Origin of the sequence: Chryseobacterium culicis, from assembly GCF_900108365.1 — a bacterium.
Classification (GTDB): domain Bacteria; phylum Bacteroidota; class Bacteroidia; order Flavobacteriales; family Weeksellaceae; genus Chryseobacterium; species Chryseobacterium culicis.
Genome location: NZ_FNWQ01000001.1, coordinates 379,973 through 395,663 on the forward strand (window position 1 = coordinate 379,973; position 15,691 = coordinate 395,663).

15 protein-coding genes are annotated in these 15,691 nt (G+C 37.3%); 7 read left to right on the plus strand and 8 right to left on the minus strand.

Going from position 1 to position 15,691, the window contains the following annotated elements; translation table 11 throughout:
- Nucleotides 1-206: 206 nt before the first annotated feature.
- Both BLW74_RS01670 and BLW74_RS01675 read right to left on the minus strand, forming a co-directional pair.
- A complete protein-coding gene (locus BLW74_RS01670) occupies nucleotides 207-1,397 on the minus strand; it encodes an oxygenase MpaB family protein (protein WP_228424726.1) in 1,191 nt (396 codons plus the stop codon).
- Between the two features lie 74 nt (nucleotides 1,398-1,471).
- On the minus strand, nucleotides 1,472-2,272 hold the full coding sequence (locus tag BLW74_RS01675) for a response regulator transcription factor (RefSeq protein WP_089689729.1): 801 nt from the start codon (nucleotides 2,270-2,272) through the stop codon (nucleotides 1,472-1,474).
- 143 nt (nucleotides 2,273-2,415) lie between these two features.
- On the opposite strand from BLW74_RS01675, the gene BLW74_RS01680 reads away from it, so the two are divergent.
- Nucleotides 2,416-3,510, plus strand: coding sequence for a hypothetical protein (locus tag BLW74_RS01680; RefSeq protein WP_089689730.1), 1,095 nt, complete (start codon nucleotides 2,416-2,418; stop codon nucleotides 3,508-3,510).
- A gap of 60 nt (nucleotides 3,511-3,570) precedes the next feature.
- Here BLW74_RS01680 and gap read toward each other — a convergent pair whose 3' ends face one another.
- The 4 genes from gap to BLW74_RS01700 form a co-directional block, all read right to left on the minus strand.
- Nucleotides 3,571-4,575: a type I glyceraldehyde-3-phosphate dehydrogenase gene (gene gap / locus BLW74_RS01685; protein ID WP_047096698.1), complete on the minus strand. Its 1,005-nt coding sequence runs from the start codon at nucleotides 4,573-4,575 to the stop codon at nucleotides 3,571-3,573.
- A gap of 31 nt (nucleotides 4,576-4,606) precedes the next feature.
- Nucleotides 4,607-5,593: a 6-phosphofructokinase gene (gene pfkA / locus BLW74_RS01690; protein ID WP_089689731.1), complete on the minus strand. Its 987-nt coding sequence runs from the start codon at nucleotides 5,591-5,593 to the stop codon at nucleotides 4,607-4,609.
- Nucleotides 5,594-5,676: 83 nt separating this feature from the next.
- On the minus strand, nucleotides 5,677-6,555 hold the full coding sequence (locus tag BLW74_RS01695; protein WP_089689732.1) for a DUF4846 domain-containing protein: 879 nt from the start codon (nucleotides 6,553-6,555) through the stop codon (nucleotides 5,677-5,679).
- 71 nt (nucleotides 6,556-6,626) lie between these two features.
- Nucleotides 6,627-6,968, minus strand: coding sequence for a winged helix-turn-helix transcriptional regulator (locus BLW74_RS01700; protein WP_089689733.1), 342 nt, complete (start codon nucleotides 6,966-6,968; stop codon nucleotides 6,627-6,629).
- A 94-nt stretch (nucleotides 6,969-7,062) separates the two neighbouring features.
- Between BLW74_RS01700 and BLW74_RS01705 the strand changes: the two genes are divergently transcribed.
- Nucleotides 7,063-7,863 carry a DNA alkylation repair protein gene (locus tag BLW74_RS01705; RefSeq protein WP_089689734.1) on the plus strand — a complete coding sequence of 267 codons (801 nt, stop codon included), beginning with the start codon at nucleotides 7,063-7,065 and terminating at the stop codon, nucleotides 7,861-7,863.
- 321 nt (nucleotides 7,864-8,184) lie between these two features.
- On the opposite strand, the gene BLW74_RS01715 is transcribed toward BLW74_RS01705, so the two are convergent.
- Both BLW74_RS01715 and BLW74_RS01720 read right to left on the minus strand, forming a co-directional pair.
- Complete coding sequence (locus tag BLW74_RS01715) at nucleotides 8,185-8,943, minus strand: TIGR03915 family putative DNA repair protein (RefSeq protein ID WP_089689736.1); 759 nt, start codon at nucleotides 8,941-8,943, stop codon at nucleotides 8,185-8,187.
- Between the two features lie 159 nt (nucleotides 8,944-9,102).
- Nucleotides 9,103-10,362 (minus strand): putative DNA modification/repair radical SAM protein, encoded by a 1,260-nt coding sequence (locus BLW74_RS01720; protein ID WP_089689737.1) that lies wholly within the window; start codon nucleotides 10,360-10,362, stop codon nucleotides 9,103-9,105.
- 156 nt (nucleotides 10,363-10,518) lie between these two features.
- Between BLW74_RS01720 and BLW74_RS01725 the strand changes: the two genes are divergently transcribed.
- The 5 genes from BLW74_RS01725 (at nucleotide 10,519) to BLW74_RS01745 (ending at nucleotide 15,684) form a co-directional block, all read left to right on the plus strand.
- Nucleotides 10,519-11,847 carry a hydroxymethylglutaryl-CoA reductase, degradative gene (locus BLW74_RS01725; RefSeq protein WP_089689738.1) on the plus strand — a complete coding sequence of 443 codons (1,329 nt, stop codon included), beginning with the start codon at nucleotides 10,519-10,521 and terminating at the stop codon, nucleotides 11,845-11,847.
- A gap of 166 nt (nucleotides 11,848-12,013) precedes the next feature.
- Nucleotides 12,014-13,084, plus strand: a complete 1,071-nt coding sequence (locus tag BLW74_RS01730) for a hypothetical protein (RefSeq protein ID WP_089689739.1) — start codon at nucleotides 12,014-12,016, stop codon at nucleotides 13,082-13,084.
- 1 nt (nucleotide 13,085) lies between these two features.
- A complete protein-coding gene (locus BLW74_RS01735; RefSeq protein ID WP_089689740.1) occupies nucleotides 13,086-13,466 on the plus strand; it encodes a DUF423 domain-containing protein in 381 nt (126 codons plus the stop codon).
- 5 nt (nucleotides 13,467-13,471) lie between these two features.
- Nucleotides 13,472-14,407: an alpha/beta hydrolase gene (locus BLW74_RS01740; protein ID WP_089689741.1), complete on the plus strand. Its 936-nt coding sequence runs from the start codon at nucleotides 13,472-13,474 to the stop codon at nucleotides 14,405-14,407.
- Nucleotides 14,407-15,684: a chloride channel protein gene (locus BLW74_RS01745; RefSeq protein WP_089689742.1), complete on the plus strand. Its 1,278-nt coding sequence runs from the start codon at nucleotides 14,407-14,409 to the stop codon at nucleotides 15,682-15,684. The genes BLW74_RS01740 and BLW74_RS01745 overlap by 1 nt, the downstream gene beginning before the upstream one ends.
- Nucleotides 15,685-15,691 lie beyond the last annotated feature (7 nt).

A 15,691-nucleotide genomic window follows, 5' to 3' on the forward strand; every position in this document is an offset into this window, starting at 1 on the left:
AATGCTGTATATCTTGGCCCCTCACAGATTATGCAGATTACACTGGTACTAATGAAAACTTCATAATCTACTTCATCTGCGAAAATTTTATCTGAAATTATATACTTCTCCTTGCTGAAAATCTTTGATTTTCTTGCGCCTTACAAGTTATCATAATGAATTAAAAGAATTGCGCCTTTGCGATTTCCCACAAAACAAAGCTTCATTTAATGAAAATTTGATTGTTTGGTGATCGTAAGATAGTCTGTCAGAACTTTCATTTGATCCTTGTTTCCTCTTTGTATTCTCCTTTCACGACTGACAAACTGATCATAGATTCTGTTGAAAAGTATTTTCGATTTTGGGAACAGATTTCTGTAAGGAACTTCCGGAATCTGTAATCTTTTACAAACTTCGTCATCCAAAAGAAACCAGGTACAGCAGACGTGTAAATATTTAAGGTTTTTTCTCTGAAACTCATATTTTAAAATAGGATTTTCCAGCGATTCATCCAGAAGAGAATGGGCCAGAAGAACAGAATCCTGATCTGAAGGCGGCTGAACCGAAGTCCATAAATAAAAATATTCCGTTGCCTGTTTTTTATTGTCAGGAAGAAGCTGTTCCGGAATTCCCAAAAGATAGCCTACATATTTCCAAAGATGAAAAATTCCCTGTTCCTCTTCCGCAGAAAACCGATTTCCGAGTTTCTGAAGACTGTGAAGAAAGACCAGGCTGAATCCTATATAGGTAGCCATCATATCCCATGAATTGATAGGCTCTCCCCAGTTGTGGGTGTCCCAGTTTTTATAATGATTTTTAATGGAAAGTCTGGCGTAGGAGTGAATCAAGCGGGTTTTTATGGCAAATTCATAGCCTTTTGCGTGAACTTCCAGTGCGTTGTAGCGGGTAGCATTCACCCAAAAGTCCAGGGTTTCCGAAAGGCGCTTCACGGCTCCTTTTTTCAGTGCTTCTGTCACAATGAGAGGTTTGTTAAGGTATGCATAATCATAGCCACCAATCAGGCAATAATCTCTCAGGGAGATCAAAGAATCGAGGTTACTTCTCATACAAAGCTCTGCACCGCTTTTAAGTAAATCATAATCCAGCCATTCGGGAACTTTTTGGGTCTGGCCAAACATTTTTTTTACACTTTCAGGAACAGCATCAGTTTCAGAAACACCATTTCTGATGTAGTGTTCAATTTCTCTTGAAGCTTCCTGAAATTTTTTAGTGAAATAAACATCTCTTACTACCTCGTCACCCGTTTCATCCACATGATGAAAATAAGGGGCAAAATTTTCAAAATTTTCAAAGCTCACTTCGGCTCCTGAAAATTCAATAAGCTGTTTTCCGTTGCCATTTTCCCAAAAATTCCTGAAATGGGGAGCATCTTTAAAACGGGGTTGTATCATGTTCATTCCTTTACCTATAAAAGTACAAGTTTTATGCTGAACTTCTTCGGTGAGATTTATCAGGATTGCCTATTGATTTTCTATAGATATCCCCATTCAAAGGTTTTTTTGATGAGTTCAGAACTGTTTTTGCAGTCAGATTTTTTTAAAATATTTTTCCTGTGGGTACGAACCGTTTCTTCTGAAATATTCAATAAATCTGAAATTTCACATGTTGAATATCCTTTTGCAATACAATTAATAACCTCAACTTCTCTTTTGGTGAAAGTAACAAAAGTAGATTCGTTAGATTTATTACTTCCCATCCATTGCATCTGGTGAAAATCTTCCCGTCCGTTAATTCCGGAAACCAATACCACATAAGAATTTTGATGCGTGATGTGTTCAATATTGGTATGGATGTTAACGGCCTGTAAAAGCCTGCCGTCTTCATCTTTATAGGTGTGTAAAGCCTGGTGATGGAACAATTCGTAATTACCTTTTAAAGTTCTCATTCTGAAACAGTAGCTGGTTTTCAGTTCCTGCTGATAATCAAAACCGTTAATTTCTTTTATTTTTTCTATAGACATCCTTTCTGCTTCCATCACAAATTCTACGTCATCGGGATGGATGAGGTCTATAATTTCTTTCAGATGTACGGGATATTTATTAAGACCATGGATTTTCAAAATATCTTCCTTGTGATTACAAATGATGGTGCTGTCTGCAAAATTGATGACATAATAATAAAATTTTCCAGGGGCAAAAATTTCTCCGATTATGTCTTCAATGGTGGGAACGGGTAGTATTCTGTTGTTATTCTGTAAAATTTCAGGATAATCATTCCAGACCTTAGTTAGGGGATGAGGTCTTTTTGCGTGAGTCAGGTGATTTTTCTTCATTGGTTAATGTTTTCTTAAAAATAATAAAATTATGTTAAACAAAATCACCCTTTTGTGGTATTTCGTATGGTAGGGAAGTATTGTAGTTTTAAATAAAAACTAATGACTATTTCAAAAAAATTTAACCTGAAAAATAAACAACCATGAAAACAAAAAAAAACAAAAAAATGTTTTGCTTGATTTTTTATCTTGTCTTTTATATCCAAATTTATGGACAGACAGATAATACTTTAAATGCAATAGTTAATGCTAAAAATAATCTCGAAACTTCAGAAAAAAAAGCAAGCGAGTTGAGTAGTTCTTACAATGATCTAAAAAAGGATAATGAAAAACTACAAAAAAGAAATGACAGTATAATAAAAGCAATAGGAATTCAAACCTTAAACACTCAAAAGGTTTTATATAAAAATAATTATGAAATATTATTGAGTAATTTAAAAGAAATTGATAATCTTGAAAAGCAAATAAAAGAGTACCAGAATTCGTATAAAATAGCACTGTCCGGGACAACAATAGCAACTCTTATTAGCCCTACAAGTAATGCATTAGGTGCTAGTTTTACGGATATTATTGCAACCAATAGTAAGAGTATTTTAACTGACGAACTTAATGATGGCAAAAAGACAAAATTTTCTAATATCATAGATAAAATTGTCAGCCCTTTGGTTTCTAGTGTTCTAACTTCTAATCCAATAGGTTCAATAATTAATAATGTATTGCAGCAAGCTCTAACATTTGATGATGGGAAAATAAAACAAGAAAAGTTGGATAAATTCATTATAAGTTTGAAGCCTCATATTGAATTTTACGAAAAGTTTGACAGAGAAGTAACTGACTATGAAACCAAGCTTATTATTTATGGAAACGATATTAATTCCCAATATAGAAAGCTTAAGAATTACAGAAAAAATTTATATAAAACCTTAGAAATAGCAGATGCAGATAATGCTTATCAAAAAATTGAAGAGTTATTTAAAATTCAAAATGAAAACCTAAATATTAACGATTTAAGAGGGATTAATAATTCTATAAAAGTGATTGATGCTAAAAAGCTGATTGAGAAAATGCCTGATTTTGACATTGATAAAAATTCATTTACTGATTCTTATAATAATTATATTTCTAAGATTATAAATATATTGAATAATAGTAGCTCAAATACTAATTTGAAGTTTGATAGCTATAAATTGAGTAAAGTTGTTGATAAGCTTGAAACTAGTAAGATAGATAATAATTGATTTAACAAAAAAACCTTCCCATCAGGAAGGTTTTTATTATTGCTTATCGCTTATTACTTACTATAAAGAAGCAGCGTGTACAAGCATATCAACTAACTTGTTAGAGTAACCCATTTCGTTGTCATACCAGGAAACAAGTTTCACGAAGTTAGGAGAAAGCATGATACCAGCATCTTTGTCGAAGATAGAAGTTCTCTTATCTCCTACGAAGTCCTGAGATACTACAGCTTCTTCAGTATATCCTAGGATCCCTTTCAATTCACCTTCAGAAGCAGCTTTGATTACTGAACAGATTTCTTCATAAGAAGCAGCCTTTTCAATTCTCACTGTTAAATCTACTACAGAAACGTCAACAGTTGGTACTCTGAAAGACATACCTGTTAATTTTCCGTTTAGTGAAGGGATTACTTTTCCTACCGCTTTAGCAGCACCTGTAGAAGAAGGGATGATGTTGTTTAGAGCAGCTCTACCACCTCTCCAGTCTTTCATTGAAGGACCGTCAACCGTTTTCTGAGTAGCTGTTGTAGCGTGTACTGTTGTCATTAAACCTTCTACGATTCCGAAGTTATCGTGGATTACTTTAGCTAAAGGAGCTAAACAGTTTGTAGTACAAGAAGCGTTTGATAAGATTTTGATATCGTCAGTAAGTTCCTTGTGGTTTACCCCCATTACGAACATTGGAGTATCATCTTTAGAAGGAGCAGAAAGGATTACTTTCTTAGCACCAGCAGTAATATGTTTTGCAGCGCTTTCTTTATCTAAGAATAACCCTGTAGATTCTACTACGTAATCTGCACCAATTTCATTCCACTTTAGGTTGCTTGGATCTTTTTCAGCAGTTACTCTGATTTTTTTCCCGTTTACTACAAGATCATTTCCTTCTACAGAAACTTCACCTGGGAAAATACCGTGTACAGAGTCATATTTTAACATGTAAGCCATGTATTCTGCATTGATTAGGTCATTGATTCCTACAACTTCAATGTTGTCTCTTTCAGTCATTGCTCTGAAAACAAGACGTCCAATTCTACCAAAACCGTTGATACCTACTTTGATTGTTGACATAATAGTTTGTTTTATTAGATTATAAAAATAATTAGATTGCTAAAATTTCTGAAATCAGTAAAAGGTCTTTATTGATTTCATTATGTTTTTTAATGGCTTCTTCAATTGGGGTATACGTCAGATCATTAGAACGCATTCCTGCCATTACATTGGTTTGTCCTTCCATGAGTCCTGTTACGGCTCCGTAGCCTAGTCTGCTTGCCAGAACCCGGTCTGCACAGCTCGGAGATCCTCCTCTCTGCATGTGTCCCAAAATGGCTACACGAATATCATAATCAGGGAATGTCTGTTTGGTTTTTTCCGCAAGTTCGTAAACGTTGGCCAGTTTTTCCCCTTCCGCTACGACTACGATGCTGGAAGATTTTCCTGTCTTTTCCGCATTTCTGAATTTCACGAAAAGCTCATCAATACTGTCTTTCTTTTCAGGAATTAAAATATCCAGAGCACCTGCAGCCAAGCCGCTGTTTAAAGCAATAAAACCTGCATCACGTCCCATTACCTCCACAAAGAAAACTCTGTTGTGGGAAGTTGCCGTGTCACGGATTTTATCTATGGCATCCATGGCAGTATTCAAGGCAGTATCGTACCCGATGGTATTATCTGTTCCGAAAATATCATTGTCAATAGTTCCCGGGATACCGATTACCCTGATTCCGAATTCTTCGTTAAAGATTTTGGCTCCGGTAAAAGTTCCGTCTCCACCAATACATACCAATCCGTCTATTCCAAGTTTTACGCAGTTTTCGTAAGCTTTCTGACGGCCTTCCTTCGTTCTGAACTCAGCAGATCTGGCAGATTTTAGAATTGTTCCGCCCTGGTTAATTATATTTTTTACGGAACGCGCTCCCATTTTCAGGAAATCATTGTTGATCAGGCCATTATAGCCTTCTCTTACCCCGTAGCATTCTATATTATAGTAGTTGGCGGTTCTTACTACCGCTCTTAATGCCGCATTCATACCCGGAGAGTCACCTCCAGAAGTAAGAACTGCAATCTTTTTTACAGCACTCTCTTTCATCAAGTAAAAAATTTCGAACACAAATTTACAAAAACAAGTTCAGATTATCGTAGTAACTTTCCAATAGTTTTGAATATAAATTATTAAAAGCTTCTGAAGTTTGTAGGTTTAAAAAAATATCGCGCAGTTTTTGTTTCTGCAGCAGTCACGTCAAGATCATACCAGGGCGTACAATCAGGATTAAACGGATTTGAAAGCACATGAACCGACTGGGCCGGAGTAAACCCCTCACTCAGTAAAAATAACCTTTGCCCTTTCTTATTTTGGCACACCCCGGAAATAAAAACAATATGACCCGGGCTGCCTGGCGTTATAAGAATATCTCCCGTTTTCAAATCGGAACTCTTTGTCACCGGCTTGGTTTCCTTATTTAATGAAATGGTTCCGGCATAATTGAAAATCAGATCCAGATAATTTCTGAAATTCTGATAAGAATCATCAAAGTGTGCAGTTTTTCTGAAGCTGACTGAATTTCCGCTGACGAAAGCCCTTGTGCCGTTTTTGTAATCGTTCCAGCTGAGAAGATCGCCGCTTGTAAAATGAAATTTAATTTCGTCAAACTTTTTAGACTTATAAAGATACTCTGCTCTCATACGGATAGCCGCATCAGCACATTGCTGCAGATCCTTGCTTCCCGTATCAATATCAAATACAGCTTCATGAAGATGCTGAGTGGAAATAGGAGTACCATTATATTTTAGAATCTGACTTCCATACGGTTTCAGCTTAAAATTTTCAATAAAATATCCGAAAGAATCAGGTTTTTCCTCAATCCATTCATAACCCTGCGGTGGAGAAAATCTCTCCCGGATGGTATTTTTATCTTTATTGATTTTTAAAGCATTTTCTGCAATTAAATGCTCGTTCTTATCTGGTTCAGCCAATAGACGGTCTGAAGATTTTTCTTTAATACAGCCTGTGAGAATTAAAAATGCTGTGATTCCGGTGATAACTTTTTTCATGTGTTTTAGTTCACACAAATATCATTTTTTTTAGCTTGTCTGCCAATATAGAATATGAAAATCTGCTGGTTTCACGAATCTTTCTGCTCCGGAATCAGTAATTTACCCCAGTCGTTCAATTGCCATAGAATTCCGACAAGCTGCTCACCAAGTTCTGTCAGTGTATATTCAACCCTTGGAGGAAGTTCGTTGAAAGATTTCCTTTTCAGAATTCCATCTTTCACCATTTCAGTCAGCTGCTGGTTGAGAACCCGTCGGTCAACTTTGGCAATACCGCGCAAAAATTCACTGGGACGTTTTTTTCCTTCATTAATCTGCCATACGATAGGAATTTTCCACTTTCCGCTGATGGTATTCACGGCTACTTCCAACGGACAAATTTTATTTTCTTCAGCTCTCTCCTTTGTTTCCATAAAATTGACTTTTTTATCCCTATAGGTGAAAAATATGCGGTATTGGTTTTGTTCTCATACTTTCAGATTTTTGTAAAGATAAACATTAAAAAGTATGGCAGAAAAACGAAAAGGTGCCCGCTCTCTCAAAGATATTTCAGAGAAAATTCTGGAACAGCTTAACAGAGGGGAAATTGAAACAGCCAACCTTACAGAATGGCTGGCGGTAGATCAGAGGCTATTGCTGGAAAACCTCCTTTATCATAATAACCGTTCGGAATATTTAAAACCTGTTTTAGACAATGTAGACCGGCTAAAAAAACAGACGGTTAATACCATTAATGAAACGATTGGAATTGGTTTGCTTCATCTGGCAACACAAAATAAAGATGATGAATTTCTTCAGAAACTGAAAACCCATCCCGCAGATTTGGTACGCTGCTGGGCAGCTTATGCAATTGGACGTAATCCTGATTTAAAATTGAAAGATAAATTAGACAGAATTCAGTCATTCGCTGCGGATACACATTTTGGTGTGAGGGAGATCTGCTGGATGGCCATGCGTCCGGAGATCTCCGCAAATCTTGATGAAAGCCTGGCTGCTCTTGCCGGCTGGACAATGCATGAGAATGAGAATGTAAGACGTTTTGCCAGTGAATCTACAAGGCCGAGAGGCGTATGGTGTGCGCATATTGATGCATTAAAACAAAATCCCGGTTTAGGGCTGGTAATTTTAGAGCCTTTACGGTCAGATTCTTCAAGATATGTGCAGGATAGTGTGGGTAATTGGTTGAATGATGCCAGTAAATCACAACCCGAATTTGTAATAGAAATCTGTGATGAATGGCTGCGGGAAAGCGCGACCAAAGAAACTCAATACATTATTAAAAAAGCCCTTCGAACGCTTAAAAAGTAAAAGTTATCCACAACGGAAAATATATTGGACATTATTTATTCTCTATATCAAAGATTTCCATGCTTTTATATGATTTACTGAAACCCTTTACTGGTGGCGTACAAAGAATAATCAGCTGCATTTTTAAGGATAAAGACGCTGGCGAAAATTCTTATGTTAACGGTATGTTAACTGGAAAAAGTTATCCACAATATGAGTTTTCAATTAATGTGAATTATATCTTTCATGAAATGAGGGATTTAAATAATACATTTTAAAAATGGGACTGAAACACATTGTTTTTTCGCTGAGATAAAAGTTATCCACAATATGGAATTTCCGTTACCATTTTTCGGTCAGATATTTCCAGTATCTTTTAGGAACATGCTGAATATGAAGTTTCATATTTTTCCGTTCTGTAATATTGGTCTTTGTAAAATATCGCTGCCATAAAACCTGATAGCTCTTTTCCTCATCATGGAACTTTTGCTGATAGTGTTTCAGATCCAGCTTTTCATCAGGGTAGAAGAACTCACAGGTTTCCAGATCATAAAGAAGTCCATAATTTCTCCGCAGGTCATAGATCATCCATTGCTGATCCTGATACCTGTTTTTAAAATGTTTTCTGATCAAAGGAAGAACATTGAAATCGGGATCTATTTTGGAGAAAAAAACACCATCCTGCATTTTTTCAAAGCGCACAAATGCTGTCATTCTGTGTCTTTCCCTGTCCACGGATTTGCAGATTTTTGAAATTTTCAAAATGTCGGCATCAGCAAAATTTTCAAGAATATTGGCTTCCGGATGCTTTATTGACTGCCTTACCGCAGATAAGATGAGGTTTTCCAGATCCGGATCTTCAGATAAAAACACTTTTAAAAGCTTATGAATGCCCTGCTTTCCAATGTGCTGTTCAAGTTTATTTAAAACCCTCTCAGATTTATCCGTCTGGGTAATCACTTCATGGATCTCAGCAAAAATGTTTTCCTGATGAAACCTTTCTCTGCCTGTAATTTCCACCTCTTTATAACGGTATTCGAAAACTTCAAATACCGCAGTGAAAAGACCGTCAAAACTTCCATCGTAGAGTAGGGTTACCATATATTTAATTTGAAATTTGTTGGCTTGTCATTCTGATGAAGAAACATCTAACTCGTTTGGGAGATTCTTCCCTGATCGGAATGACAATAGTGCTGTTCTGTTTGTGTATAAAAAATTGCTGACTGTTTGTGAAAATAGGAGTGTGGCTTGTATGTAAAATCAAAATAAAGTCAGCTGCTGTGAAAACTGATTGTGAAATTTGGATGAGCTTCCTCCTATCAGCAATCTTCTGAAGTTTTTATCCGTTAAATATTTCAGATAAGCATTTCCTGCATTGAAATCAATGAAGTATTTTGCCCGGTTCACAGCCGCTCCCAGTTTTTTCAAATGGTCCATTGTTAAAATCTGAAACCGTCTTGCACTTATAATTTTCTGAGCCGTTTTAACGCCAATTCCGGGAATTCTTAAAATGGTCCGATATTCCGCAGTCTGAAGGTTCACCGGAAACTGATCAAGGTTTCGCAGCGCCCAGCTTAATTTCGGATCAACTTCAAGATCAAGGAAAGGCATATTCGGATCTAGAATTTCTTCCGCTTTAAAACCATAAAATCTCATCAGCCAGTCTGACTGATAGAGGCGGTTTTCACGAAGCATGGGAACTTCCGTTGTTAAAGAAGGCAGCCTCTGATCCTCCAGAACAGGAACATATCCGGAATAATATACCCTTTTCAGATTAAAATTTTTATAGAAATGATCGGCAACCTTGATAATCTGTAAGTCATTTTCATTGGTTGCGCCCACAATCATCTGGGTAGATTGTCCGGCAGGAGCAAACTTGGGAACCTTCTTCAGAATTTTTTTCTCATCCTTATACTGAATGATTCCTTTTTGGATATAACGCATCGGGCTGATCATATCATGCCTGTTTTTTTCAGGAGCGAGCAATTTTAATCCGCTCTCCGTAGGAATTTCAATATTTACTGACAGCCGGTCCGCATATAAAGCGGCTTCCTGCATCAGGTCATCACTTGCCCCCGGAATTGATTTAAGATGAATATATCCGTTAAAGTTTTCTTCCAGACGAAGTTTTTTGGCGACCCTTACAAGCCTTTCCATTGTTGTATCAGCATTCTTGAATATGCCTGAACTTAAAAATAGACCTTCAATATAATTCCTCCGGTAAAAATTGATGGTAAGATCTACCACTTCTTCCACTGTAAAAGCGGCTCTTTTAATATCATTAGAGCTTCTGGAAACACAATAAGCACAATCATAAATACAATGATTGGTCAGCAGGATTTTAAGCAGGGAGACACATCGTCCGTCTTCCGTATAGGTATGGCAGATCCCGCTTGCGGAACTGTCTCCCAAAGCGCCTTTCTTATTTTTCCTCGAACCTCCGCTTGATGAACAGGAAACATCATATTTCGCTGCATCTGCAAGGATTTCGAGCTTTTCTTTAACGCGGTCAAAATTCATATTTGTAAACGTTTGATATGTTTTGTATCTGAACTGTATTTTAATTCTGTTCAAATTTAGTTCCAAAATTGATAAATGTCAATCTTTTTTCATAGAAGTTATCAACAAAAAAGAGTCTCAAAATCATTATATTTACGGCTCATTAAAGTTTATATCATGAATCATAAACCAATCGAAGGTTTTTCCAAGCTTCCCAAGCAGGGGAAAATAGAATGGCTCGTAAACGAATATCTTGAAGGAAACCAGGAATATCAAAATATATTAAAACAATACTGGAATGATGATGCAGATCTTCAGAAACTTCACGAAGAATTTTCTGAAAATACCATCTCCAATTTTTACATGCCGTACGGAATTGCTCCGAACTTTTTGATTGACGGAAAACTACTGGCGCTCCCTATGGCTGTGGAAGAAAGTTCTGTAGTAGCAGCAGCTTCTAAAGCCGCTAAATTCTGGATCGATAAAGGCGGTTTTAAAACAACGATTATCAATACTGAAAAACTGGGGCATACCCACTTTATTTTTAATGTTGAACCTCATAAATTACTGCATTTCTTTAATTTCCGTTTAAAGAAAAAATTATTCGAGACCACTGAAGATATCACGTCTAACATGAGAAAACGCGGCGGAGGCATCCTTAATATCAGCCTGGTGGATAAAACGGCAGAAATGCCTGACTATTATCAGCTGAAAGCAAGCTTTGATACGGTGGATTCAATGGGAGCCAATTTTATCAATTCATGTCTTGAGCAATTCGGAAAAACGCTGAGACAGGAAGTTGCTGTAAGCGAAGATTTTACTGAGGAAGAAAAAAAATCTTTACAGATTGTGATGAATATTCTTTCCAACTTTACACCAGACTGTATTGTAAGGGCTGAGGTTTCTTGTAAAATGGAAGATCTAAAAGATGACAGCGGAATTTCCCCAGAAGAATTTGCTGCAAAATTCAAACAGGCGGTTACCATTGCAGAAATTGAACCTTACCGTGCAACTACTCACAATAAAGGAATAATGAACGGGGTAGATGCCGTTGTAATTGCTACCGGAAATGACTTCAGAGCTACAGAAGCCTGCGCACACGCTTATGCTGCAAGAGACGGGCAGTATAGATCTCTGACCCACTGTACAACTGATAACGGAGTGTTCAGATTCTGGATAGATCTCCCTATTTCTGTTGGGGTAGTAGGGGGACTCACCAATCTTCACCCGTTGGTAAAATTCTCTTTAGCCTTACTTGGAAAACCATCTGCACAGGAACTGATGAGTATTCTTGCAGTTTCCGGTCTTGCACAAAACTTTGGAGCGCTGCGCTCTCTGGTAACTACAGGAATCCAGAAAGGGCATATGAAAATGCATTTATTGAATATCCTGAACCAACTGGGAGCAACCGAAGAAGAAAAAAAACACTTTGTAACGTATTTTAAAGATAAAACGGTAAGCCATCACGAGGTGATCACTGAATTTAACAGAATGAGAGGAAACTAATGCTACAGATTATTTTGCCTATTGTATTCCTTCTTTTTGGTTTTTTTCTGAAGAAAACAGACAATGAAGGTTTCAGAAGCTCCAAGAAATTTGCCAATATGTTTATCATACTGGGAATTTCTACGCTGGTTGCCAAGTTCATATTAATGTACTTAAAATCAAAATAGTGAAAAAGAGTATTGTATTTTTCTTATTGATTTCCGGCTTAAATTTCTCGCAGCAGAAAGTTGTAAAAATACAGAATTTACAGCCTAAATCAGAAAACTTCGTGTTTCCTGTAGCTACTTACGCAGGAAATCCGGCAGTTGCCAGTAAGATCAATACTTTTCTTCAGGTGAACGAACTGGAATATATTCCGAACTCCGGGGGAAATCCTTTTAAACTGGCCTCCACAGCTACGAATTCCTATTCCAATTATGTTTTTTTTTATGATTGGGAGAAATTGGAAACCCCTAAAAACATTTTGTCAATAGGTATTCACGGAGAAGCTTCAGGAGCGTATCCGGAAGAATTTGCAGACTGGAAAAATTTTGACCTGAGAACAGGCAATTTTATCAATGCTGTAGATTTATTTCAGGCAGGAAGCATCAAAACGATCAATAGTCTTATTCAAAATAAAGTCAGAAAAAGAGTCAATAACTTTATCGTAAAGCTAAAATCTGAGAAAAATCCATCAGAAGAAGTGCAGGATCAGATTGCGCTGTATGAAGACTGTTTTACAGAGCATACTTTGTACGGGATCCGGTATTTTTTTGGAAAGGATAAACTCACCTTCGTGGCCGGAAGATGTTCTAACCACGCCATGCGGGCATTGGATGATCTGGGAAGCCACGAACTTGAATTCACTTATAAAGAACTTGAAAAATACCTGAGCATTTATGGAAAGAATCTGATATCAGGTTCGGAAAAGGTGGGTCAAACGGGTCCCGGAAATAAATTATTCAAAGGAAAAATTGACGGGAAATATCCCATTACGGTTTTGTTTAACGAAATCAATGAAGACGATTCTTTTTCAGCCACCTATTGGTATGACAAGAATAAAAAGCCGATCAATTGGAGAGGAGAATTTGTTCATGACCATTTTTCTATCACAGAAGATGATTACCATAGTGAGGAATTGAAGGAATGGATACCAAAAGCCTTAATAGAAGCCGATTTGAAAGGGAAAAAAATCATCGGAACCTGGCAGGATTATCAAACAAAAAAATATTTAACCTTAGAATTAGAAGAGTTATAAAATGAAAACAATTACTTTAGTTTTTGGAGCAGTGTACGGAATGGTATCTGTAATTCTGGGTGCATTCGGTGCACACGCTTTAAAGAAAATATTAGCTGTAGAAAGGCTGGAGAGCTTTGAAACAGGGGTAAGATATCAGATGTACGCAGCATTTTTCCTGCTGATCATCGGATACATCTTAAAATTCGAAACATCTGCGGAGAAATGGACTTCCATTTTAATGATTGCAGGAACACTTTTATTTTCCGTAAGCATCTATTTTCTGAGCATGCAGGATTATTTAGGGATGAATCTTAAATTCTTAGGACCAATTACTCCGCTTGGAGGTCTGATGATGATCTTAAGCTGGGGAATGCTGATCCTTTATTTTCTGAAAAAATAATTCCCATGATCATAAGGCTTATTTTTTCATTATTTCTTATTCCTTTCATATCGTGGGGACAGCTTCCAAAAGTAAGCAGTGGAAAGGTGGAAAGGATCAATTTTGCTTCTCAGTATGTTTCCCCCAGAAATGTAGATGTATGGCTGCCTGAGGGATATTCCCCAAATAAAAAATATTCCGTGCTGTATATGCATGACGGGCAGATGCTGTATGATCCGGAAATGACGTGGAATCATCAGGCATGGGATGTTGATGACACCATGGCTAAACTCATCAAAGAAAAAACTGTACAGAATGTTATCGTTGTAGGAATCTGGAACGATCAGAAATTAAGACATTCGGATTATTTTCCGCAAAAACCTTTTGAAACACTTACCCAGGCACAAAAAGATACGGTAAGAAGACAGCTTAGAACTGCAGGAAGAGCTGAAAATTTCAATCCTAATTCTGATAACTATCTGAAATTTCTTGTTAAAGAACTGAAACCTTATATTGATAAAAAATACGCTGTGCACAAAGACAGGAAGCATACTTTTGTGGCAGGCAGCAGTATGGGAGGGTTGATCTCATTGTATGCAATTTGTGAATATCCTGATATTTTTGGTGGTGCAGCATGCATATCAACGCATTGGCCGGGAACTTTTACCCTGAAAAATAATCCTTTTCCTGAAGCAATGCTAACCTATTTCGAAAACAATATTCCGGGCAGCCGGAATCATCTGCTATATTTTGATACAGGAGATCAGACGCTTGATGCCATGTATCCGGTAATACAAAAAAAGGCAGATCAGATCATGCAAAAAGCAGGATATTCTGATCAGCAATGGAAAACTTTGTATTTTCCCGGAGAGGATCACAGCGAAAAAGCCTGGAGTAAAAGACTGTACCAACCTTTACAATTTTTGCTGGCAGCACAAAAGATCAACAACCATCAGAAATAATGAAAATTAACAGAAGAAGACGGTTAATAAGAACACTCAATCTCTTAGATCAGCCTATCAGATTCAACCCGTTTGTGTTCAGCCGTACTTTTTTTATGTGGGCTGTGACAGGTCTGGTGGGTGGTATTATCGCCGGAGGATATTGGATTGTACTGGAACATTTTACAGAATTTTTAGCAGAGTTTCAGGGCTGGCAGGTGATTCCAACAATGGCGATCTGTGGTTTGCTGGCGGGGCTGGTCATTCATTTTATCGGAGATCCGGGAGAAATTCATCTGATTGTTAATAATATCCGCTTCAACAAAGGAAAACTGGATCCGAAGAACAACCCATCCATGATTCTTTCATCTTTATTTTGTGTGGCATCAGGAGGAAGTTTAGGTCCTGAAGCTCCTTTGGTACAGGTCACAGGATCTACGGGTACGTGGCTGGGAAAACTTTTCAGACTGAAAGGAGAGGAGCTGAGATCTTTGAGTATTGCCGGGATGGCTTCCGGTTTTACAGCATTGTTCGGGGCTCCGCTTGGAGGAAGTCTTTTTTCTTTGGAAATTCTGCACCATAAACATGCGGTGGAATATTATAAAGCCATCATTCCTGCTCTGGTAGCAAGCTGTTTCAGTTATCTGATGTTTGCTCTCATTATTCATTTAGGAATTGGGGCAACCTGGGATCTGAAGGCCTACCATTATACCGGGGTGTATGATTTTGCTTATGCCGTTGCTTTTGGAATTGCAGGAACATTATTCGGATGGATTTTCATTTTTGTAGTCAGATTTTTCAAAAGGATTTTTGAATACAGAAAATTCCCTATTTATATTAAAACCCTGGCAGGTGGAATTGTTTTAGGAATCATAGCCTATTATTTTCCCATTACAAGATATTTCGGACACAACGAGATCAATCAGCTGATCGGGGGAAACTTCGGACTGCATTTTTTGCTCCTGATCCTTGTTTTTAAAATAATAGCCATTGCTATTACGGTGACTTCGGGATGGAGAGGAGGTTTCATTATTCCTTTGTTTTTTGTAGGAACCACATTGGGATTAATTATTCATAATTTGTTTCCAACCGTTGATACCACGCTAGCCATTGTAAGCTGTATGGCAGCAATCAATGCGTGTGTAACGAGAACCCCGATGAGTACAACAATTATACTGGGAACTCTTACCGGATTTACCTATTTCGTACCGATATTATTTGCGAGCCTTACCGGATATTTCCTGGCTCCGAAAATTCCGTTTATCGGATCTCAATCCGAGAAATTGGCAGAAGAATAGGAATATT